The sequence below is a fragment of the Stenotrophomonas mexicanensis genome, assembly GCF_032911605.1.
GTDB classification, from domain to species: domain Bacteria; phylum Pseudomonadota; class Gammaproteobacteria; order Xanthomonadales; family Xanthomonadaceae; genus Stenotrophomonas; species Stenotrophomonas maltophilia_A.
In genome coordinates, this window is sequence record NZ_JAWJTG010000017.1 from 48,528 (window position 1) to 69,593 (window position 21,066).

At 66.9% G+C, this 21,066-nt stretch carries 19 protein-coding genes and 2 riboswitches; of the genes, 6 read left to right on the forward strand and 13 right to left on the reverse strand.

Annotation, left to right across the window (positions count from 1 at the left end; all coding sequences use genetic code 11):
• Positions 1-174 precede the first annotated feature (174 nt).
• Positions 175-2,352, forward strand: coding sequence for a primosomal protein N' (locus R1L06_RS09505; RefSeq protein WP_317217557.1), 2,178 nt, complete (start codon positions 175-177; stop codon positions 2,350-2,352).
• Positions 2,353-2,546: 194 nt separating this feature from the next.
• Here the strand turns inward: R1L06_RS09505 and R1L06_RS09510 are convergent, their stop codons facing one another.
• Together R1L06_RS09510 and R1L06_RS09515 are read right to left on the reverse strand one after the other, a co-directional pair.
• On the reverse strand, positions 2,547-3,167 hold the full coding sequence (locus R1L06_RS09510; protein ID WP_032129683.1) for a glutathione S-transferase family protein: 621 nt from the start codon (positions 3,165-3,167) through the stop codon (positions 2,547-2,549).
• A 113-nt stretch (positions 3,168-3,280) separates the two neighbouring features.
• Entirely contained in the window at positions 3,281-4,060 is a 780-nt protein-coding gene (locus R1L06_RS09515) for an NYN domain-containing protein (protein ID WP_010481148.1), read from the reverse strand.
• Between the two features lie 123 nt (positions 4,061-4,183).
• Here R1L06_RS09515 and R1L06_RS09520 point away from each other — a divergent pair, with 123 nt between their 5' ends.
• On the forward strand, positions 4,184-5,464 hold the full coding sequence (locus R1L06_RS09520; RefSeq protein ID WP_317217558.1) for an NAD(P)/FAD-dependent oxidoreductase: 1,281 nt from the start codon (positions 4,184-4,186) through the stop codon (positions 5,462-5,464).
• Between the two features lie 99 nt (positions 5,465-5,563).
• Here R1L06_RS09520 and R1L06_RS09525 read toward each other — a convergent pair whose 3' ends face one another.
• The 4 genes from R1L06_RS09525 to R1L06_RS09540 all read right to left on the reverse strand — a co-directional run bounded on the left by R1L06_RS09525 (position 5,564) and on the right by R1L06_RS09540 (position 7,259).
• Positions 5,564-6,001 carry a hypothetical protein gene (locus R1L06_RS09525; protein WP_317217559.1) on the reverse strand — a complete coding sequence of 146 codons (438 nt, stop codon included), beginning with the start codon at positions 5,999-6,001 and terminating at the stop codon, positions 5,564-5,566.
• 4 nt (positions 6,002-6,005) lie between these two features.
• On the reverse strand, positions 6,006-6,437 hold the full coding sequence (locus R1L06_RS09530; protein WP_317217560.1) for a nuclear transport factor 2 family protein: 432 nt from the start codon (positions 6,435-6,437) through the stop codon (positions 6,006-6,008).
• Between the two features lie 68 nt (positions 6,438-6,505).
• Positions 6,506-6,898 carry a hypothetical protein gene (locus R1L06_RS09535; RefSeq protein WP_317217561.1) on the reverse strand — a complete coding sequence of 131 codons (393 nt, stop codon included), beginning with the start codon at positions 6,896-6,898 and terminating at the stop codon, positions 6,506-6,508.
• 94 nt (positions 6,899-6,992) lie between these two features.
• On the reverse strand, positions 6,993-7,259 hold the full coding sequence (locus R1L06_RS09540) for a GIY-YIG nuclease family protein (RefSeq protein ID WP_005419660.1): 267 nt from the start codon (positions 7,257-7,259) through the stop codon (positions 6,993-6,995).
• Between the two features lie 40 nt (positions 7,260-7,299).
• Positions 7,300-7,389: riboswitch (glycine riboswitch) on the forward strand.
• Positions 7,390-7,402: 13 nt separating this feature from the next.
• Positions 7,403-7,508: riboswitch (glycine riboswitch) on the forward strand.
• Positions 7,509-7,590: 82 nt separating this feature from the next.
• Here R1L06_RS09540 and R1L06_RS09545 point away from each other — a divergent pair.
• The 4 genes from R1L06_RS09545 (at position 7,591) to R1L06_RS09560 (ending at position 15,794) form a co-directional block, all read left to right on the forward strand.
• The gene (locus R1L06_RS09545) at positions 7,591-8,208 is read left to right on the forward strand and encodes a trimeric intracellular cation channel family protein (protein ID WP_005411215.1); all 618 of its coding nucleotides are present in this window, start codon (positions 7,591-7,593) and stop codon (positions 8,206-8,208) included.
• 289 nt (positions 8,209-8,497) lie between these two features.
• The gene (locus tag R1L06_RS09550) at positions 8,498-9,664 is read left to right on the forward strand and encodes an MdtA/MuxA family multidrug efflux RND transporter periplasmic adaptor subunit (RefSeq protein ID WP_317217562.1); all 1,167 of its coding nucleotides are present in this window, start codon (positions 8,498-8,500) and stop codon (positions 9,662-9,664) included.
• Complete coding sequence (locus R1L06_RS09555) at positions 9,661-12,738, forward strand: multidrug efflux RND transporter permease subunit (protein WP_317217563.1); 3,078 nt, start codon at positions 9,661-9,663, stop codon at positions 12,736-12,738. The genes R1L06_RS09550 and R1L06_RS09555 overlap by 4 nt, the downstream gene beginning before the upstream one ends.
• Positions 12,735-15,794 (forward strand): efflux RND transporter permease subunit, encoded by a 3,060-nt coding sequence (locus R1L06_RS09560; protein ID WP_317217564.1) that lies wholly within the window; start codon positions 12,735-12,737, stop codon positions 15,792-15,794. The genes R1L06_RS09555 and R1L06_RS09560 overlap by 4 nt, the downstream gene beginning before the upstream one ends.
• A 43-nt stretch (positions 15,795-15,837) precedes the next feature.
• Here the strand turns inward: R1L06_RS09560 and R1L06_RS09565 are convergent, their stop codons facing one another.
• From R1L06_RS09565 to R1L06_RS09595, 7 genes are all read right to left on the reverse strand, one after another.
• Positions 15,838-16,179: a DUF5076 domain-containing protein gene (locus R1L06_RS09565; protein ID WP_317217565.1), complete on the reverse strand. Its 342-nt coding sequence runs from the start codon at positions 16,177-16,179 to the stop codon at positions 15,838-15,840.
• Between the two features lie 422 nt (positions 16,180-16,601).
• Entirely contained in the window at positions 16,602-17,675 is a 1,074-nt protein-coding gene (locus R1L06_RS09570) for a 3-deoxy-7-phosphoheptulonate synthase (protein WP_317217566.1), read from the reverse strand.
• Positions 17,676-17,971: 296 nt separating this feature from the next.
• Positions 17,972-18,229: a hypothetical protein gene (locus tag R1L06_RS09575; protein ID WP_005414620.1), complete on the reverse strand. Its 258-nt coding sequence runs from the start codon at positions 18,227-18,229 to the stop codon at positions 17,972-17,974.
• Between the two features lie 112 nt (positions 18,230-18,341).
• Complete coding sequence (locus tag R1L06_RS09580; RefSeq protein ID WP_317217567.1) at positions 18,342-18,680, reverse strand: DUF6616 family protein; 339 nt, start codon at positions 18,678-18,680, stop codon at positions 18,342-18,344.
• 55 nt (positions 18,681-18,735) lie between these two features.
• A complete protein-coding gene (locus R1L06_RS09585; RefSeq protein ID WP_317217568.1) occupies positions 18,736-19,476 on the reverse strand; it encodes a DNA alkylation repair protein in 741 nt (246 codons plus the stop codon).
• Positions 19,473-19,973, reverse strand: a complete 501-nt coding sequence (locus tag R1L06_RS09590; RefSeq protein WP_317217569.1) for a MarR family winged helix-turn-helix transcriptional regulator — start codon at positions 19,971-19,973, stop codon at positions 19,473-19,475. Before R1L06_RS09590 ends, R1L06_RS09585 begins: the two co-directional genes overlap by 4 nt.
• Before the next feature lie 55 nt (positions 19,974-20,028).
• Positions 20,029-21,057, reverse strand: a complete 1,029-nt coding sequence (locus R1L06_RS09595) for an LLM class oxidoreductase (protein WP_317217570.1) — start codon at positions 21,055-21,057, stop codon at positions 20,029-20,031.
• Positions 21,058-21,066: the final 9 nt, after the last annotated feature.

The following is a 21,066-nucleotide window of genomic DNA, read 5'->3' on the forward strand; positions in this document are numbered from 1 at the left end:
CGGCCTCCTGCGCGCCCGCCGACCGGTAACGCACAGCGTTATCCACAGAACATGTGGATAAGACTGAATCTCCAATGGACACCGATATTTAGGTGACATTTATGATTCAACGGGCGCCGTCCCGCCGCCGCCCACCCCGCCATTCGCGCGCGCATGGCCCGGTACACTGGCCCGATGCTTTCACCGATTCCGACCCTGCAGGTCGCCCTGCCCGTCCCCCTGCCCCGCCTGTTCGACTACCTGTCGCCGGAGGGCGTGGCCCCCACGGTTGCGGTCGGCTGCCGCCTGAAGGTGCCGTTCGGCAACCGTGAGCTGGTCGGTGTGGTGGTGGGACACGGCCAGACCGACGACGGCCAGGGACTCCGCCAGGCGTTGGCCTGGTGCGACCCGCAGCCGCTGCTGCGGGGTGAGCTGTGGCAGAGCCTGCAGTGGCTGGCGCGCTACACCCACGCGCCGTTGGGCGAAGTACTCAGCACCGCCCTGCCCGGCCCGCTGCGCCACGGCGAGGCCCTGCCCGACACCCATCACTGGGGCTGGCAACTGACACCCGAAGGCCATGCCCAGCGCGGGAAGCTGCGCGCCGGCAGCCGCCCGCGGCAATTGGCCGAACTGCTGGCCGAGGCCGTGGTGGATGAAGACGTACTGGGCGAACGCATGGAGGACTGGCGCACCGCCGCACGCAGTCTGTCCAAGCGTGCACTGGCCGAGCGCGTGGCGATGACGGTGGCACCGCAGCATGCGCAGCCGTTGCCCGGGCCCACGCTCAACCCGGACCAGGCCGAGGCCGTGACTGCCATCAACGCCGCCGACGGCTTCCAGCCTTTCCTGCTGGATGGCGTGACCGGCAGCGGCAAGACCGAGGTCTACCTGCAGGCGATCATCCATTGCCTGGCACAGGGCAGGCAGGCGCTGGTGCTGGTGCCGGAAATCGGCCTGACTCCGCAGACCCTGGCACGCTTCCGCGGCCGCCTCGGCATCGCCGTGCATGCGCTGCATTCGGGCTTGAACGATAACGAGCGCGCTCGCGTCTGGGCAGCCGCCTCACGTGGTGAAGCACGCGTCATTGTCGGCACCCGCTCGGCAGTGTTCACGCCGCTGCCGCAGGCCGGTCTGCTGATCATCGACGAGGAACATGACGGCAGCTACAAGCAGCAGGACGGCATCCGCTACCACGCGCGCGATTTCGCCCTGGTGCGCGCCAAGGCGCTCGGCATTCCCGTGCTGCTCGGCAGTGCCACGCCCTCGCTGGAAACCCTGCACAACGCCTATGCCGGGCGCTACACCCACCTGCGCCTGAAGCAGCGCGCCGGCGATGCACGACCGCCGCGCGTGCGCATCCTCGATGTACGCAAGCGCCCGCTGCATGACGGCCTCTCCGCCGATGTGCTGGCCGGCATCGGCGAGCACCTGCAGCGCGGCCAGCAGGTACTGGTGTTCAAGAACCGCCGCGGCTACGCACCGGTGCTGCTGTGCCACGACTGCGGCTGGACCGCGCCATGCCAGCGCTGCGATGCGCCGATGACCGTGCATGGCGGCGGCCGTCGCCTGCAATGCCACCACTGCGGTGCGCGGCAACCGGCGCCGCTGGCATGCCCGGCCTGCGGCAGCCTGGCGCTGCAGCCGCAGGGCATCGGTACCGAACGCCTGGAAGAGCACCTCACCGCCGCCTTCGCCGATTTCCCGGTGGTGCGCATCGACCGCGGCACCACCTCGCGACGCGACGCGCTGGAACAGCAGCTGGCGAGGCTGGGCGACCAGCCCGGCATCCTGGTCGGCACCCAGATCCTGGCCAAGGGCCACGACCTGCCCAAGCTCACCCTGGTGGTGGTGGTGGGCATCGACGAAGGCTTGTTCTCCGCGGACTTCCGCGCCAGCGAGAAACTGGCGCAGCAGCTGATTCAGGTCGCAGGACGCGCGGGACGTGCACGTGATCCTGGTGAGGTCTGGCTGCAGACCCATCACCCCGGGCATCCGCTGCTGGAAACCCTGGTGAGCGGTGGCTACCACCCGTTCGCGCAGGCCGAGTTGAACCAGCGCCAGGCCGCCGGATTCCCGCCGTTCGCGCATCTGGCACTGATGCGCGCCGAGGCACAGCAGGTCGAGCATGCCAATGCGTTCCTGCTGGCGGCGCGGCAGTTGCTGGGCGAACAGAACGTGGTCGAGGCCTATGGGCCCATGCCGGCGCCGATGCCGCGGCGTGCCGGTTACCAGCGCACGCAGCTGCTGCTGTCCGCGCTGCAGCGGCCACCGCTGCATGGCGTGCTGGCCCAGCTGGTGCCGCAGCTGTATGCGCTGCCTGAGGCACGCAAGGTGCGCTGGTCGCTGGATGTGGATCCGACGGATCTGTATTGAGGGCGCTGCCCAATGCTGCGTAGAGTCGAGCTTGCTCGACTGCCGTGCGCCAGAAACAGTCGAGCAAGCTCGACTCTACCGTCGGTCCGTATGGACCCGACGGATCTGTATTGAGGCAGACGAACGCTAGCGCCGGGCCATGCCCGGCGGTCCTCCGCATACCACGCTCGCCGGGCATGGCCCGGCGCTACCCCTCAGGTCAGCGGCGACATCACGCCGCGCTGATAGGCCGGGCGTTCGCGCAGGCGGGCGTACCAGTCGGCCAGGTGCGGCAGTTCCGGGCGCTGGATGGGCAGTTCGAACCAGGCATAGATCAGCGAGCCCAGCGGGATGTCACCCATCGCGAACGTCTCGCCCGACAGCCACGGCTGTCTGGCCAACGTGGCATCGGCCATCGCCAGGTAGTCACCGGCACGCACGATGGCGGCATTGATGCGCGCTTCGTCACGGTCAGCTGGGGCGGTGCGCATGATGCCCCAGATCAGGTCGGTGTACAGCGGCGCCATGCGCGAGGTGCTCCAGTCCATCCACTTCTCGGCCTGGGCGCGTTCCATCGGGTCTTCGGCGTACAGCGTGCCCAGCGCGTAGCGCGCACTCAGATAGCGCACGATGGCATTCGATTCCCACAGCGGCAGGCCATGGTCTTCGATCACCGGCACCAGGCTGTTGGGATTCATCGCCAGGTACTCCGGCGTCTGCGTGCCGCCATGGCTGCCACCAACCTCGATGGATTCATACGGCAGGCCGATCTCCTCGGCGCACCACAGCACCTTGCGGACGTTACTGGAATTGCGGCGGCCCCAGATCTTCAACATGCGGGTTTTTCCTTGCTGGCAATGCGAGCGGCAACGATACGCCTGATCGGAGTGGAGATGTGCGTGGCGGATGCGGGATCTGGCATCTGGGGCTTGCCGGCCAGCGGCCGGCACTACCGGTTTTTCTTCGGCAGCGCGCGCACGTAGGAGGACTTGCCGTCCTTCTTCAGCTCGAACAGTCCGATCGCTGCCAGCAGGTCACTGAGCTTGCCGTAACCGTAGTTGCGCGGATCGAACGAGGCCTGGTTGCCGATCTGGCTGCCGACCGGGCCAAGGTGCGACCAGCCATCCTCGCCCTCCGCCGAGGACACCGCACGGCGCAGCATCTTCACCAGCCGCGTATCGCTGCGCATTTCCGCACCGCTCTTGCGTGGCCGGGCATCGTCGTTGGCAACAGGCTCGTTCGATGCCTGTTCGCTGGACGCCTGTTCGGTATCCGGCACGCTGGCATGGGTCTGGCCCAGCGCTTCCAGATAGGTGAACTTCGAGCAGGCGTTGACGAACGGCTCCGGGGTTTTCTTCTCGCCGAAGCCATACACCTTCACGCCATCGGTCAGCAGGCGCATCACCATCGGGGTGAAATCGGCATCGCTGGACACGATGGCGAAGCCATCGAGATTGCGCGCGTACAGCAGGTCCATGGCATCGATCACCATCGCCATGTCCGAGGCATTCTTGCCCTTGCTGTAGGCGAACTGCTGGATCGGGCGGATCGCATATTCGTGCAGCACGGCCTCCCAACCCTTCAACCGCGGGCTCTTCCAGTTGCCATAGGCGCGGCGCACGTTGGCCACACCGTAGCGGGCGACTTCGGCCAGGACCTCGTCGATCTTCGAGGCCGGCGCATTGTCGGCGTCGATCAACAGGGCGATGCGCTTTTCCGGTTCGCTCATGGGCTCCTCACGGGCGGTTGCCTGAACCCGAGTATCGCCGATCCATGCGGGCGCTGACGTGACAGGGCGCCATCGTGCGAAGATGCCAGGCGCTTCCCCCAATGCCCCCACTGGAGTGAGTCGATGAGTCGCGAGCGCGTTCCCCACCTGGTTGTTGTCGGCGGCGGTTTTGCCGGTCTCTGGGCCACCCGTGCCCTGGCCCGCGAGCGCATACGCATCACCCTGGTCGACCGCCGCAACCACCATCTGTTCCAGCCACTGCTGTACCAGGTAGCCACCGCCGGCCTGTCCGCCCCGGATATCGCCGCACCGCTGCGCCACATCCTCGGCCACCAGCGCAATGTGGAAGTGCGCCTTGGCGAAGTGGTCACCATCGACAAGCAGGCCCGGCAGATCCGCATGGCCGATGGCAGCACGCTGGACTACGACAGCCTGCTGCTGGCCACGGGTGCCACCCACGCCTACTTCGGCAACGACCAGTGGGCCGATGATGCCCCCGGCCTGAAGACGCTGGACGATGCCATCGCGCTGCGCCGCAAGCTGCTGCTGGCGTTCGAGCGCGCCGAGGCCGAACCGGACCCGGCGAAGAAAGCGGCGTGGTTGAGCTTTGCCGTGGTCGGCGGCGGTCCCACCGGTGTTGAGCTGGCCGGCACACTGGCAGAAATCGCGCGGCATACGCTGCGCAACGAGTTCCGCCATATCGATCCGGCCAGCGCCAAGGTGCGGCTGGTCGAAGCCGGCCCGCGCGTGCTGTCTTCGTTCCCGGAAGTGCTTTCGCTGAAGGCACGGCGGCAACTGGAAAAACTGGGCGTGGAAGTATTGACCGGTACCCCGGTGAGCGACATCGACAGCCAGGGCTTCAAGCTCGGCGATCAGTTCGTGCCGGCCCGCACCGTGGTCTGGGCCGCCGGTGTGGCCGCTTCACCGCTGGCGCGCACCCTGGATGTGCCGCTGGACCGCGCCGGCCGCGTGCAGGTGCAGCCCGACCTCACCCTGCCTGACCACCCGGAACTGTTCGTGGCCGGCGATCTCGCCGCGCTGAACCAGGCCAACGGCAAGCCGGTGCCTGGCGTGGCACCCGCCGCCAAGCAGATGGGCAAGTACGTGGCCGAGGTGATCCGCGCGCGCCTGCACGACAAGCCGGCACCAGGTCCCTTCAAGTACGCCGACTTCGGCAACCTGGCCACCATCGGCCGCATGGCCGCGATCGTGCACCTGGGCAGGCTGCAACTCTCGGGCGTCCTCGCCTGGTGGTTCTGGCTGGCCGCACACGTGTTCTTCCTGATCGGTTTCCGCAACCGCGTCGTGGTGCTGCTGAACTGGGCGGTGGCGTACTGGAGCTACCAGCGCAGCGCGCGCATCATCTTCGGTGATGACCAGGAAGACCGGCGACCCCGACGGTAGTGCCGGCCGCTGGCCGGCTGCTGCGCGGTCGGATCCCTTTCCGCAGGAAAGGGCTCTGACTCCGTCAACATCATCCACGCATAGCGTGGATCTACCGGTTCATCGGGCCACCCGCCGTTTCGACCAGGTGCGGCAGAAATCCTCCTTCCTCGCGGCATCGGCAATCTGCGCGGTACTCCAATGCCGGGTGATCCAGATTGTCAGTGCGGTACTGCTGAGATGCCAGCGCAGCATGTCGTGCCTTGGCTGCCGCATCAGGTGGCGGCGTGCAACCCAGAACGCTTCGCGCTCGACATCAGTCGCCTTCTTCAATGCTTCAGGATCGAAGAACCGCGTCGTGAAGCTCCATGGATTCATCGGCTGGAATCCCACCCGTTGTTCACTGCTGCACGCAGCCACACCACTGGGCGCGCGGTCCGCCGGCTTCGGCCGGCCTTCCACCAGCGCCAGCCCGAGCAGGTACAGCAGGCCAGGCAGCAGTGCGATGCCCGCGGCCAGCATGACGACGGAGATCCATGCTTTGCCGGCAGCACGCATCGCTCTACGGCGCCTTCGGTTTCGGGTACCACAGTGCATTGACGATGACCCAGCGCTGGTCGAAGCGGCCCATGTGGAAGTAGTCGACGAACCACGGGGTTTCCAGCCGCACCGAGGCGGCGTTGCCGGTCACGTCCAGCACCGTGCAGCGGCGGTCCCATTGATCCTTCGGGGTCTTCAACGCGCCCTGCTTCGTCAACGAGACCAGCTCTTCCTTCGACATGCGGCGCTGGCCCAAGCGTTCGTCGGGTGTATCGCCGAGGACCGCACGCTTGGCCAGGTCCGGGTGCAGGGAGCGGGCGACGCGTTGCGGGTCGGCCTCCAGCTGGCCGTCGACGTAATCGTGGCAGGTGGCTTCGATGGCCGCGATCGTGGCCGGGTCGGCAGCGGGGCTTGTTGATGCGGAGAGAGCGAACAGCAGGGCGATCGTGGACATTCCGGTCTCCAGCTCTGGGCGCGGGGCGATCATCGCATGGGCAAGCCGCATCCACGCATGGCGTGGATCTACTGCATCAGGCCCATTTCGTCGACGCTCAGCTGCATGTACATGAACGCGGCCGCTTCGTCGGTCATCGGCTGGCCCTGCGGGAAACTGTCGAGCCAGGCGGAGATGCGCGCATGCCGATGCTTCAGCGCATCAGCTATCGCGCGCTTTTCCGCGTCGGTGGCATGTTCCTGCATCTCATCGCGCAGCAGGTCATCGCCGATGCCCCATTTTTCGGCCAGCGGAATCAGGTCGACCAGATCGGGCGGCACCTGGTCGCGGCGCAGGTGGATGGGCTCGGGCGTGTCCGGGCCGCGCTGTGCGGCCAGTTCGGCGGCGCTGCCGATCTGCCCGTGCTGCAGCGGTGGCAGAGTCTGGGCGCAGGCCGACAGGGGGATACAGAACGTCAACATCAGCATCCAGCAGGATTTCATCGGACCGCTTCCTGTGTCGATGGATGTGGCGATGATGGCATGGCCCAGCACACCATCCACGCATGGCGTGGATCTACAGGACCGGCGCCTGCAGCCAGGCCAGCTTGCGTTCGCGCGGCTGCTGCTTGAGCTGCCACTCGGCGCGCGAGGCGGCGGCCCGGTCCGGGTACTCGCGCACGGCCAGCACGCGCAGCGGCGGCCGGGCCCGGGTGTAGCGTGCGCCCTTGCCGGCCTGGTGGGCAGCAAAACGCGCGTCCACGTCGGTGCTGATGCCGGCGTAATAGCTGCCATCGCGGCATTCGAGCAGGTACAGGAACCACGGGCGGAGGGACGGGGCCATGCGCGGATTATGCCGTGCTGCACTGCAGCGGATATACTGGCGGCCGAATGCAGGAGAGAGGCGCCGCGCTGGCGCCCGCCGAAGGCGCAGGCTCCCATGATCGCTCAGGCCGGTGGGCTGGAATCCCACCAACCATGCATTCGACTCGCCGAGCTGGAGAGAGGTCACCGGGCATGCCCGGCACGATCCGCCGAAGGGGCACGCGGCCCATGCCGCTGAACTCTCAGGCAAAAGGACAGCGGGAGCGGCACCGGTCATCGTCATCCCGTCATTGCGCAGGCAGTGGCGATAGTGGCGCATGGCCGGCCCCACCGCGCCCGGAGCCTGTCCCATGCTGCTGTCCATCATCTACCTGATCGCCATTTCCGCCGAAGCCATGACCGGCGCGCTGTCCGCCGGCCGTCGCCGCATGGACCTGTTCGGGGTGGTCATGATCGCCTGCGTCACCGCCCTCGGGGGCGGTTCGCTGCGCGACATCCTGCTCGGCCACTACCCGCTGGGCTGGGTGAAGCATCCCGAGTACCTGGGCTTCACCGTGTGCGCGGCGCTGATCGCCACCTGGGTGGCGCGCTGGATGCACCACTTCCGCCGCACCTTCCTGGTGCTCGATGGCCTGGGCCTGATCGCCTTTACCCTGATCGGCTGTTCGATCGCGCGCGAGGCCGGCCATGCCATGCCGATCGTGCTGATCGCCGGCATGCTGACCGGTGCCTTCGGTGGCGTGCTGCGCGACATTCTCTGCAACGAGGTGCCGCTGATCTTCCAGAAGGAGCTGTACGCGATCATCGCGCTGCTGACCGGCGCGGCCTACCTGTTGCTGCTGCACTGGGGCGTGGCCGACGCCACCGCGATCCTGTGCTGCCTCGGCGGCGGCTTCGCGCTGCGCCTGCTGGCGATCCACTACCGCTGGGAAATGCCGAAGTTCGTCTATCACGACGAAGTGCATTGAGCCTCTTCGTAGAGTCGAGCCATGCTCGACTATTACTGGCAGACGCAGTCGAGCATGGCTCGACTCTACAAGATTGTTCGAGCCCGTTCGACGCATTGCAGAACATGACCATGGTCATGCGGCATTGGCCGGGGTGATTGGCTACCATTGTCACCCCGTCGCTGCCGCGACGGCATCCAGCCACGCCGCGCCCGCGGCCCCGCCAGACACTCCCTCCCCGCTGCCCGTGATGCCGTGAACGCACCGACGGGCCCGCATGTCCCTGCGCGCGCAGGGCGCAGGATGCCCCATGTCTGTCGCCGAAAATTCCCGCTTCCGTCGTGCCCGCCTGTTGTGGGCGGTGCTGGCCATCGCCCTCGTCGCCGTTCTGGCGTGGTGGCTGTGGCCCCAGAACGGCGCCAGCAGCAGCGACGATGCGCCGGGCAAGACGGTGCCGGTACGCGTGGCACGCGCCAGCGCCGAGCCGCTGGTGCTGCGCCTGAAGGCGGTCGGTACGGTCACCCCGCTGCACAGCGTGGTGGTACGCAGCCGCGTGGATGGCGAACTGCTACGGCTGCATTTCCAGGAAGGCCAGCAGGTGAAGGCCGGCGATCTGCTGGCGCAGATCGACCCGCGCCCGTATGAAGTGAAGCTGGCACAGGCGCAGGGTACCCAGCAGCAGAATCTGGCCGAGCTGGAAAACGCCGAGCGCCAGCTGCAGCGCTACCGCGAACTGCAGAAGCAGAACTACGTGTCCGGGCAGGAACTGAGCGACCAGCAGAGCAAGGTGCGCCAGCTGCAGGGTCGGCGGGTCAGCGATCAGGCGTCTGTTGACGAAGCGCGCCTGCAGCTGCAGTACACCCGCATCACCGCACCGGTCAGTGGCCGCGTCGGCTTGCGCCGGTTGGACGTGGGCAACCTGGTGCGTGCCAGCGATGCCGAAGGCCTGGTGACGCTGGCACAGACCGCACCAATCAGCGTGCTGTTCACGGTGCCCGAACCCGAGCTGCCGGCGCTGCTCGATGCCGTGCAGGCGCAACCGGCACTGGCGGTGGAAACCTGGGACCGCGAAGAACGCCGGCAGCTGGCCCGCGGCTCGCTGTCCAGCGTCGACAACCGCATCGATACCACCACCGGCACGTTGAAACTGCGTGCGCACTTCGACAACCACGATCTGGCGCTGTTCCCCAACCAGTTCGTCAACGTCCGCCTGCAGCTGGGCGAGCAGCCCGCGCTGCTGATTCCCGATGCCGCCGTGCAGTTCGGCAGCCAGGGCAACTACGTGCATATCGTCGACAAGGACAGCAAGGCACAGCGCCGCACCGTGGTGCTCGGTCCGGCCGATGATGGGCGCGTGGCCGTGCGCTCCGGGCTGGCCGCAGGGGACAAGGTGGTGATCGAAGGCATCGACGGGCTGGAAGACGGCACGGCGGTGGAGATCATCACCGAGGAGGCCGCGACCAAGGCCGGCGCATGAACCTCTCGCGCCCGTTCATCCTGCGCCCGGTCGCAACGACTCTCCTGATGGTGGCGCTGCTGCTGTCCGGCGTGCTGGCCTATCGCCTGCTGCCGGTGGCGGCGCTGCCGCAGGTCGATTACCCGATCATACAGATCACCACGCTGTATCCGGGGGCCAGCCCCGAACTGACCACACGCACCATCACCGCACCGCTGGAGCGCCAGCTCGGCCAGATTCCCGGCCTGAAACAACTGTCGTCGACCAGTTCCGGTGGCGCCTCGGTCATCACCCTGCAGTTCGGGCTGGAGGTGTCGCTGGGTGTGGCCGAGCAGGACGTGCAGGCCGCCATCAACGCGGCGGGCAGCTTCCTGCCCGGGGACCTGCCGGTGCCGCCGGTGTACCGCAAGGTCAACCCCGCCGACACCCCGATCCTGACACTGGCGGTGACCTCGCAAGGCCTGTCGCTACCGCAGGTGCACGATCTGGTGGATACGCGCATCGCCCAGCGCCTGGCGCAGTTGCCCGGCGTCGGCCTGGTCAGCCTGGCCGGTGGCCAGCGCCCGGCGGTGCGCATCCAGGTCAATCCAGCGGCGCTGGCCGCCAACAACCTGGGCATGGACCACATCCGCACCGCCATCGCCGCCGCCAACGTCAACCTGCCCAAGGGCAGCTTCGATGGCCCGATCCGCGCGGTGATGCTCGACGCCAACGATCAGATGCGCAGCGTGGCCGAATACCGCGCGCTGGTTCTGGCCTGGCGTGACGGCGCGCCACTACGGCTGGGCGATGTCGCCACCATCAGCGACGGCGCCGAGAACCGGCAGCTGGCCGCCTGGAGCGGCACCACCCCGGCGGTGCTGGTGAACATCCAGCGCCAGCCCGGCGCCAACGTGATCGCCGTGGTCGAGCAGGTGCGTACGCTGCTGCCGCAGCTGCAGGCCACGCTGCCCGCCGGCGTGCAGATGAATGTGCTGAGCGACCGTACCGAATCGATCCGCGCGTCGGTGCGCGGCGTGCAGAAAGAACTGGTACTGGCCATCGGCCTGGTAGTGCTGGTCACCTGGGTGTTCCTGCGCAATCTGCCGGCCACGCTCATTCCCAGCGTCGCGGTACCGCTGTCGCTCATCGGCACCTTTGCGGTGATGCTGCTGGCCGGCTACTCGCTCAACAACCTCACCCTGATGGCGCTGACCATCGCCACCGGCTTCGTGGTGGACGATGCCATCGTGATGCTGGAGAACATCGCCCGCCATCTGGAGGAAGGCGAAAGCCCCCGCGATGCAGCGCTGAAAGGCGCAGCCGAGATCGGCTTCACCCTGGTGTCGCTGACTGTTTCGCTGATCGCGGTGCTGATCCCGCTGCTGTTCATGGCCGACCTGGTGGGTGCACTGTTCCATGAGTTCGCAGTGACACTGGCTGTAGCCATCGGCATTTCGCTGGTGGTCTCGCTGACGCTGACGCCGATGCTGTGCGCGCGGTTCCTGAAGCCGCACGCGAAGACTGCACATGCGCCCGATGTCTTCGACCGCGTCATCGGCCTCTACGACCGGCAGCTGCGCTGGGTGCTGCAGCGCCAGCCGCTGATGTTGCTGGCCACCGTTGCCACCCTCGCACTGACCGTGGCGCTGTACTTCGCCGTGCCCAAGGGTTTCTTCCCGGTGCAGGATGCCGGCCTGGTGCAGGGCATCAGCGAAGCGCCGCAGGCGATCTCGTTCCAGGCCATGCGCGAGCGCCAGCAGGCGCTGGCGGCGGCCATCGAAGCCGACGAGGCGGTGGCCAGCGTGTCGTCCTACATCGGCGTGGACGGCAACAATCCCACGCTCAATACCGGCCGCCTGCTGATCGAGCTGAAACCGCACGGCGACCGCGATGGCGCCGCCGTGGTGATGGCGCGCCTGCAACAGCGCGTGTCGAAGATCCCCGGCATCACCCTGTACCTGCAACCGGTGCAGGAGCTGGGCATCGAGGACCGCATCAGCCGCAACCAGTACCAGTTCACCCTGACCACGCCGGATCTTGAAACGCTGGAACGCTGGACACCGAAGCTGCTGCAGGCCCTGCGCCAGTCGCCTGCACTGCGTGATGTCGCCAGCGATCTGCAGATGCAGGGTCGGCAGGCGCGCGTAGCAATAGACCGCGATGCGGCGGCGCGCCTGGGCGTAAGCGTGGAAGCGGTAGCCGATGCGCTGTACGACGCCTATGGGCAGCGCCAGATCTCGACCATCTTCACCCAGGCCAGCCAATACCGGGTGGTGCTGGAAGCCGATCCGGCGCGCCAGCCGGGACCGGAAGCCATCACCGGCCTGCGCGTGCGCAACAGCGCCGGGCAGACCGTACCGCTGGGTTCGGTAGCGCGGGTAGAGGTGGGCCCGACCGCCCTGCTGCGCAACCATGTCGGCCAGTTCCCGGCGGCCACGCTGTCGTTCAACCTTGCCCCGGGCGCATCACTGGGCGAAGCGGTGGATGCCGTGCACGCCGCGCGCGCACAGGTGAACCTGCCGCAGAGCATCGAACTTCGCCTGCAGGGTGCCGCAGCGGCCTTCAGCAGCTCGCTGTCGTCCACACTGTGGCTGATCCTGGCCGCGGTGGTGGTGATGTACATCGTGCTGGGCGTGCTCTACGAGAGCTTCATCCATCCCATCACCATCCTCTCCACCCTGCCCTCGGCCACCGTCGGTGCGCTGGCTGCGCTGTGGGTAAGCAGCCGCAGCCTGGACCTGATCGCGGTGATCGGCATCGTGCTGCTGATCGGCCTGGTGAAGAAGAACGCGATCATGATGATCGACTTCGCGCTGGACGCGCAGCGCACACGCGGCATGTCACCGCGCGAGGCGATCCATCAGGCCGCGCTGCTGCGCTTCCGGCCGATCCTGATGACCACGCTGGCCGCGCTGTTCGGCGCAGTGCCGCTGATGCTGGCCAGTGGTTCCGGCGCCGAGCTGCGGCAGCCACTGGGCTGGGTGATGGTGGGGGGGCTGCTGGTCAGCCAGGTACTGACCCTGTTCACCACGCCGGTGATCTACCTGGCCTTTGATCGCCTGCAGCGTGGCCGTGCGACGTCCCCGGTGGCCGTTGACGAGGCGCGCGCGTGACCCCCATCGCGCGCCTGGCGCAGGCCTGCGTGCAGCGCCCGGTTGCGACGATCCTGCTGGCGGTGGCGCTGGTGCTGGCTGGCCTGCTGGCATTGCGCCTGTTGCCTGTGGCGCCACTGCCACAGGTCGATTACCCCGCCATTGAAGTCAGTGCCAGCCTGCCCGGCGCCTCGCCCGAGTCGATGGCAGCCACCGTCGCCACGCCGCTGGAGCGCGCACTGGGCAGCCTGCCCGGCATCTCACGCATCGACTCGGCCAGCACCCAGGGCCAGACCCAGATCGAACTGAAGTTCGTACTCGGCCGCGACATCGATGAGGCAGCGCGTGAAGTGCAGGCCGCCATCAATCTTGCACGCGGGCAGTTGCCCAGTGGCATGCCCGGCATGCCGCAGTACCGCAAGGTCAATCCCTCACAGGCACCGGTCCTGGCGCTGGCACTGACCTCGGACACGCGTTCGCCAGGCCAGCTGTATGACCTGGCCTCCACCGTGCTGGCGCAGAAGCTGTCGCAGGTACCGGGCGTGGGCGAAGTGCAGGTGGGCGGCAGCGCCTTGCCCGCCGTGCGTGTATCGCTGGACCCGAATGCACTGAACCATGCAGGCCTGGCGCTGGAGGACGTGGCCCAGGCCATCGGCCGCGCCAACGCCATGCGCCCGCTGGGTGCCGTGGGCGATGACCGCCAGCAGTGGCAGCTGGAAGCGCCGCTGCAGCTGCGCCAGGCCGCGCAGTACCGCGAACTGGCTCTGAAGGTGAGCGACGACCGCACGCTGCGGCTGGGCGATGTCGCCGCCGTTGCCGATGGCGTGGAAGACCGTTACGCCAGCGGCTTCCACAACGAACGCCCCGCCGTGCTGCTGATCGTCAGCCGCCAACCCGGCGCCAACATCATCGCCACCGTTGATGCCATCCAGGCGCAGCTACCGCAACTGCATGCGCTGTTGCCCTCCGGCGTGGACATGCGGCTGGTGATGGACCGCTCGCCGGTGATCCGCGCCACCCTGCACGAAGCAGAGCTCACGCTGGTGCTGGCGATCGTGCTGGTGGTGCTGGTGGTGCTCGGCTTCCTCGGCCACTGGCGTGCAGCGTTGGTGCCCAGCGTGGCCATTCCGGTGGTGCTGTTCGGCACGCTGGCGCTGATCGCGCTGATGGGCTTCTCGCTCAATACGCTTTCATTGATGGCGCTGATCGTCGCCGCCGTGCTGGTGGTGGACGATGCCATCGTGGTGCTGGAGAACATCGCCCGCCATCGCGAACTGGGCGCCGACCGCTGGCAGGCGGCAGTACGGGGTGCATCGGAAGTCGGTGCCACGCTGCTGTCGATGAACGTTGCACTGGCCGTGGTGTTCGTCTCCATCCTGTTCCTGGACGACTTCGTCGAACGCCTGTTCCGCGAATTCTCGTTGACCCTGGTGGCGGCCATGACGGTCTCCGTGCTGGTCGCGCTGAGCCTGGTGCCGATGCTGTGTGCACGATTGTTCGTGGATGCCGCGCAGCAACCCTCGCGCTGGCAGCGGGGCAGCAATGCGCTGTTCGAACGTGTGCGCAGCGCCTACCTGCGCACGCTGCAGGCCAGCCTGCGCCGGCTGCGCTGGCCGTTGCTGGCCTTCGTTGCAGTCATCGCGCTCAACACGTGGCTGTTCCAACAGGTGCCCAAGGGCATCGTGCCCAAGCAGGACACCGCGCAGCTGCGTGGCTTCGCGCGCGGTGATGACGGCCTGTCCTTCCAGGCCATGCAACCGAAGATCGATGCGTACAGGAAGCTGTTGCTGTCCGATCCGGCCATCGAGGACATCATCGGCTACATCGGTGGCAGCAACGGGGTCAACAACGCCTTCATCATGATCAAGATGAAGCCGCTGGCCGAGCGCAAGGTGTCCAGCCAACAGGTGATCGACCGCCTGCGCGCGCGGCTGCCCAAGCTGCCCGGCGGCAATCTCTATCTGTGGGTCGACCAGGACATCCGCCTGGAGGGCGCCGGCAGCAGCGGCAAGTACGAGTTCCAGCTGCTGTCGGCCGATACAGCACCACTGCGCGAATGGGCGCCGAAGGTGGCGGCCGCCCTGCGTGGCCTGCCCGAACTGGTTGACGTGGAAGCACAGGGTGAAGCGGGCATGCGCCAGGTGGTGCTGGATATCGACCGCGAAGCAGCCGCGCGCCACGGCGTCGACCTGCGCACGGTGGCCAACATGCTCAACAACTCCTTCAGCCAGCGCCAGGTCGCCACGCTGTACGACAGCCTCAACCAGTACCGCGTGGTGATGGAGCTGGACCCGAAGCACACCCAGGACCCGGGCACGCTGTCACGCCTGCAGGTGATCGATGGCAACGGCCAGCGCATTCCGCTGTCGAGCATCGCCAGCTGGCGCTATGGCATGGCACCGGACCGGGTGTACCACAGCGAGCAGTTCGCCTCGATCTGGATCGAGTTCGCGCTGGCACCGGGGGTGGGCCTGGAACAGGCCACGCAGGCGATTGATGCTGCGATGTCGAAACTGATGCTGCCGCGTTCGGTCCAGGGAAAACTGTCCGGTGAAGCCGGCGGGCTGGATCAGCTGCGCGCGCGCCAGCTATGGCTGGTGCTGGGCGCCACGCTGGCGGTCTACCTGGTGCTGGGCATCCTCTACGAGAGCTTCCTGCAGCCGCTGGTGATCCTGTCCACCCTGCCTTCGGCCGGTGTCGGCGCGCTGCTGGCGCTGTGGCTATTCGGCAACGAACTGAACCTGATCGCCCTGCTCGGCCTGTTCCTGCTGGTGGGCGTGGTGATGAAGAACACCATCCTGCTGGTGGATTTCGCACTGGCCGGCGAGCGGCGCGGGCTGAGCGCGCTGGATTCAGTGATGGAAGCCGCGCGGTTGCGCCTGCGGCCGATCCTGATGACCTCGCTGGCGGCGCTGCTCGGCACGCTGCCGCTGATGCTGGCCAACGGCGAAGGCTGGGAGCTGCGGCAACCGCTGGGCATTGCGATTGTCGGCGGCTTGCTGGTCAGCCAATGGTTGACGCTGTACACGACCCCGGCGATGTATCTGGCGTTGGCGAGGATTCGGGCGAAGCCGTGAACGTGGGGCGGGGAATTCATCCACGCGTGGCCTGGATCTACCGTCAATGCCGCACGACGAACCCGCCGGACCGGCCGCTGGATGGCGCCTGCAGCTCCTCGTTGAAGGCTGCCTTGATGGCCTCGACCACCACGTCACGGTCCATGCCCTCACTGGTCACCAGCGCGTCGGCAACGTGCTGGGCAACGTCGGCAAGAATTCGCCCCCAGGCACGTTCTTCGCGGATGTCGGGGCGATCCTCGTACAGCCCCACTTTCAATGATGCATGCAGCCCGCGCTCAGCGATCCACACGCGAATCATCTCGACCAAAGATTCGTCGCGTTGGGCAGCTTCAGGGATGATCAGTTCTTTGATGGCGGCAGCCGCAAGGAGAAGTGATCGCATTGTGGCCCACATCCATGCATTGCGTGGATCTACTGCGGACCTTGAGTAGAGTCGAGCTTGCTCGACTGCCGTTGGTGCACGTTTTTCCGCAGTCGAGCAAGCTCGACTCTACGTGTCCAAGGCGGATCATCGCACTGTGCGGACTGGACCACTTGGCGTGCCGGGTGCGACCCGACGGGCCCGCGACAAATGTGGCCTCCAGCGGGTCGTAGCCGTCATTGCCGGGGACGGCGAATCGTCCACGCATGGCGTGGATCTACTGCCACCCCGGCGATGTACCTGGCGCTGTCGCTCATGCGCAGCGCCAGGCGCATCGCCGGTGCAGATGGGCCGGTCTCCAACTCCGACCGGCCCTGATCGCGGCCGCACCCCCGCAGGCGCTGGCCGCCATCCACACACGTGCCGCACTCAGGCGGCTTCCTTCAAGCTGCTTCGGACACCTTCACGTCGCGACGGGCGCGCACGGCCGCAGCCAGTCGCTCCAGCACCGTCACGGTGGTGTCCCAGTCGATGCAGCCATCGGTGATGCTCTGCCCATAGACCAGCGGCTGGCCTTCCACCAGCTCCTGGCGGCCACCGACCAGATGGCTCTCGATCATCACGCCAACGATGCGCTGTTCGCCGTCTTCCAGCTGAACGGCGATGTCCTCGATCACCTTCGGCTGGTTCTCCGGGTTCTTCAGGCTGTTGGCATGGCTGGCGTCGATCATCAGGCGCGTCGGCAGCTTGGCCTTGGCCAGCACCTGGCAGGCCTCGGCAACACTGCCTGCGTCGTAGTTCGGCTGCTTGCCGCCGCGCAGGATCACATGGCAATCCGGGTTGCCGGTGGTCGATACGATGGCGGTGCCGCCCTGCTTGGTGACCGACAGGAAGTGATGCGGGTTGGACGCAGCACCCACCGCGTCAGCGGCGATCTTCACGTTGCCATCGGTGCCGTTCTTGAAGCCGACCGGGCACGACAGCCCCGAGGCCAGCTCGCGATGCACCTGGCTTTCGGTGGTGCGTGCGCCGATCGCACCCCATGCCACCAGGTCGGCGATGTACTGCGGCGAGATCACGTCGAGGAACTCGACACCGGCCGGCAGGCCCAGCTTGTTGATGTCGCGCAGCAGGCCGCGGGCGATGCGCAGGCCCTTGTCGATCTTGAAGCTGCCGTCCAGGTCCGGATCGTTGATCAGGCCCTTCCAGCCCACCGTGGTGCGCGGCTTCTCGAAGTACACGCGCATGACGATTTCCAGTTCGCCGGCCAGTGCGTCGCGCAGCGGCTTCAGGCGCTGGGCGTATTCAATGGCAGCGTTCGGGTCGTGGATCGAGCACGGGCCCACCACCACCGCCAGGCGGTCGTCACGGCCGTGCAGGATCTGGTGCAGGGCCGCGCGCGAGGCGCTGACGGTGTCGGAAGCTTCATCGTCACAAGGCAGCATCGCCAGCAGCTGGGCAGGCGGTGTCAGCGGTTCGATGGTGCGGATACGCAGGTCGTCGGTGTGCGGGGGCATTGCGGGAGATCTCCGGAACGTTGGGGGTCCCCAGCGTGGCTGGCATGAAAAAAGCCGCCAGGTTCGCTGGCGGCTTTCGGGAATGCGTCTGAAGCTTTCTTCAGGGTGAGCGCAGTCCTTCCTCCGCCAGTGGCTTCGGAAAGTAATACCAGTAAAAGCTGGTGGGGGCTGCGTTCATGGGATCTATTGATAGCACAGCTTTTGCGCAGTGCAAAATGTTTCATCCGCAACTGGGGACGCGGTTCAGCGAGGTGCGCACCAGCCATGCCTACGCGGCGGCAGCCACGCGAAGTTGCTCATTTACCATGCACTTCCACGTCCAGCAGCAGGCCTTCGTGGATGTCGGCCCAGCGTTCCAGCACGCGATCCAGCTCCTGCCTGGCTTCGTCCAGCTGCTCGGGGTTGAGCAGGGAACGCGCGGTGTAGAGGTCGGAAACCAACCGCCGCAGGGCCGATTCCGGGATGGCCACCGACGGCCCCTCCAGGCCCGGCAACTGCAACGCCGGGCTGTCGCCAAGAGGGCCGAACAGCGTGACCTGGAGCGTGCTCTGCATGATCGACTTCCCTGCGGATGGACATGGGCAATGCACTGTTTACCGTGTCTGGGTGACAGGCGCATGTGCCTCCCATGCCGAGGCCCGGGATCTGCCGGCGCCTGCCGCCCCGCTACAGGTCGGCCAGGTCGGCCAGGTGCTGGGCCATGCTGTCGATCGCGCCTACCGCATGGGTGGTGGTGAAGTACGCATGCCAGCCGGTCGCGGCGATGCCGGCCACCAGCGCATCGACCTCCTCGCGGCTTGCACAGCGCCAGACCGCATAGAACTGCTCATCGCTGCCGTGCGGTACGCCCGTGGCAATGCGGCCCATCGCCAGCGGCGTGATGCGGGCTAGATCGAACTGCTGCATGCCGGCGCCGATACGGGCGAAGAAGGCATTCCGCTGCTCGGGCGGGAGTGCGGTCCAGGCTGGTGTGGCGGTGTAGAGCTCGATGAAGGTGTGCGACATGGTGGTTCGTCCTTGAGGTTTACGAGGTTGCGGGGTTGCCCGCCAGCGGCCGGCACTACCGGAGCGAGCGCAGTGCGCGTTTGTGGATGTAGGCGTTGGCGTCGCTGTGGCGATCGTGCTGCCAACGCGTGCACAGCTCGCGCAGCCACTGCGGATGAGTCTTGCCGGCGTCATTGAGCCAGTTGCCGACCGAATCCTGCACATAGCGTTCCGGGTCGTCAGCCAGTGCCTCCAACATGGGTAACGCAAGTTCCGGATGCTGCTTGAACAGTGCGATATGCGTGGCCCAGACACCGCGTGGGCGCAGCGCTTCACAGGCGAAGCGACGCAGGTACGGCGATGTTTCCTGTGTCCAGGGTTGCAGGTACTCAAGCGCCTGCATCGGCGCGGCAACGATGTCCGTGCGTAGCGCCAGCCACGCCCATTCGCGCACACCGAAGTGTGGGTCATCGGCCAGCGTGCGTATCTGCTGCAGCTTCTCTGCCAACGTTGCGCGGGCATCGCTGCCAACCAGATAGCAGGCCCAGCCACGCACGGTATCGGAGCTGTGATCCTGCCAGAACTCAGGCGCGCCCTGCCCCGCCTCACGCAGCAGTTGCGCGGCCAGGGCCATGCGCAGCGTGATGCCCTTGCCTGAGGCATCCCGCATGCGTTGCAGCGCTTCCGGTGCAAGCGCAGGCGCCACCACCTGCAGCAACGCGGCGAAATCCACTGCCAGGCATTCGGCCAGATGGGTGGTGGCAACGCGACCGGTGTTGAGTTCATGCAGGCGTTGCGCCGCAATCGCCGGGCTCATGCTGCAGACTCTCGTCCAGCATCGGTGTGCTGCCAGACCTTGTGCAGCAACCGCGACAGCTGCTGCTGTTCATCGGTATCCAGACCATTGAACAGGCCACCGATCCACTGTGTGTGCTGGTCAAACAGTGTCTCGGCCAAGCGTTTTCCCCGTGCGGTCAATACGATCTGCAGGCGACGGCCATCCTCAGCATCGCTGCGACGCTGCAGCAGTTCTTCGCGCTGCAGGCCATCGAGCAGGCCGCTGATGGTGGCGCGGGTCACGCCTGCGCGTTCGGCCAGCTCGTGGGGCGACAACGTGCCACCGGCCCCATGCAGCAGGAACAGCACGATGAAGCGACCCTCACTGAGCCCGTGTGGCGCCAGCCGGGTGGCGCAATCGTGGTCGATGGACGACGACAACGAGAGCAGCTGGAAGCACAGGCGCAGCTGCGCGACGTCGGCGTGGCCGCGTCGCTGCGCCTCATCCATCAGGGCATGGTGCTTGGCTTCGATCATCTCGTGATGAGCATATAATTAGGCGCCTAATCATATGCCATCCCCTTCGGCGTGGCTACCAGTCCATCACCTTCGCCGCCGGCCCGGGATGCGACGGGAACAATGGCAGTACCTCCTCGGCCAGCTCCTGCAGCACCTCGCCGGCAGGCCGCTCGGCGAACTGGATCCCCAACGCGGCGTGATTGACGCCTGCCCGCTGCCAGGCCTGCAGCAGATCGATCAGGCCCTTGCGGCCGGTGCGCAGGGTGAAGCCACCCCGCAGCGGCGTGCGTGGATGGTCCGGATCGTCCACCAGGTCGATCCATTCGTTGGTCATGTGCGGACGGAAGCCGCCGTCCGGAATCAGCGCGCGCCAAGCGCCGATCTTCGCGGCCAGCCGCTGCGGACCAGCGTTGTCATGGGTGGCCTCTGGGTAGGTCAGCCAGCCATCGGCATGCTGGCCGATCCATTCCAGTGGCTGGCGTGCGCCACCGGTGACGATCAGCGGAACGCGGCCACTGACCGTGGGCGGCAGCAACTGCACGCCCTGCCCGGCACCGGCATGTGTCATCCGCCCATCCGTGCTCCGCTGCAGCCAACGGCGCATCTCGTTCATTGCGGTGGCGAAACGCTCTCCGCGCGCCGCGTGCTCCAGTCCATAGGCCGGGAACTCCAGCGGTCGATCACCGGACGCCACACCCATCACCAGCCGACCACCGGACAGCTGATCGATCGACGCCGCGGCCTTGGCCAGATCGATCGGATGGCGCAGTGGCAGCACCACGCTGCCGGTGGCCAGGGCCACGCGCTGTGTGCGCGCTGCCAGCCACGCAAGGTAGGTGAATGGATCGAACAGCTGCCCCGCATCGCCGAACAACGGATCGAACAGCGGTACGTCACGCACCCATACCGCAGCGAAGCCGTAGCGGTCGATCTCCTCCACCAGCCGCGCCTGGCCCTGCAGCACGGCCATGTTGCCCTGGTAGAAACGCAGCGGCAGGTAGATGCCCAGGGTCAGCGCGTCGGCGCGGAACATGCGCTGGTAGCCCGGGTGCGTGGCAAAGGCGGGCGCCGATGCGCCCGGCATCGCAAGGGAATCATTCATCAGCATCGC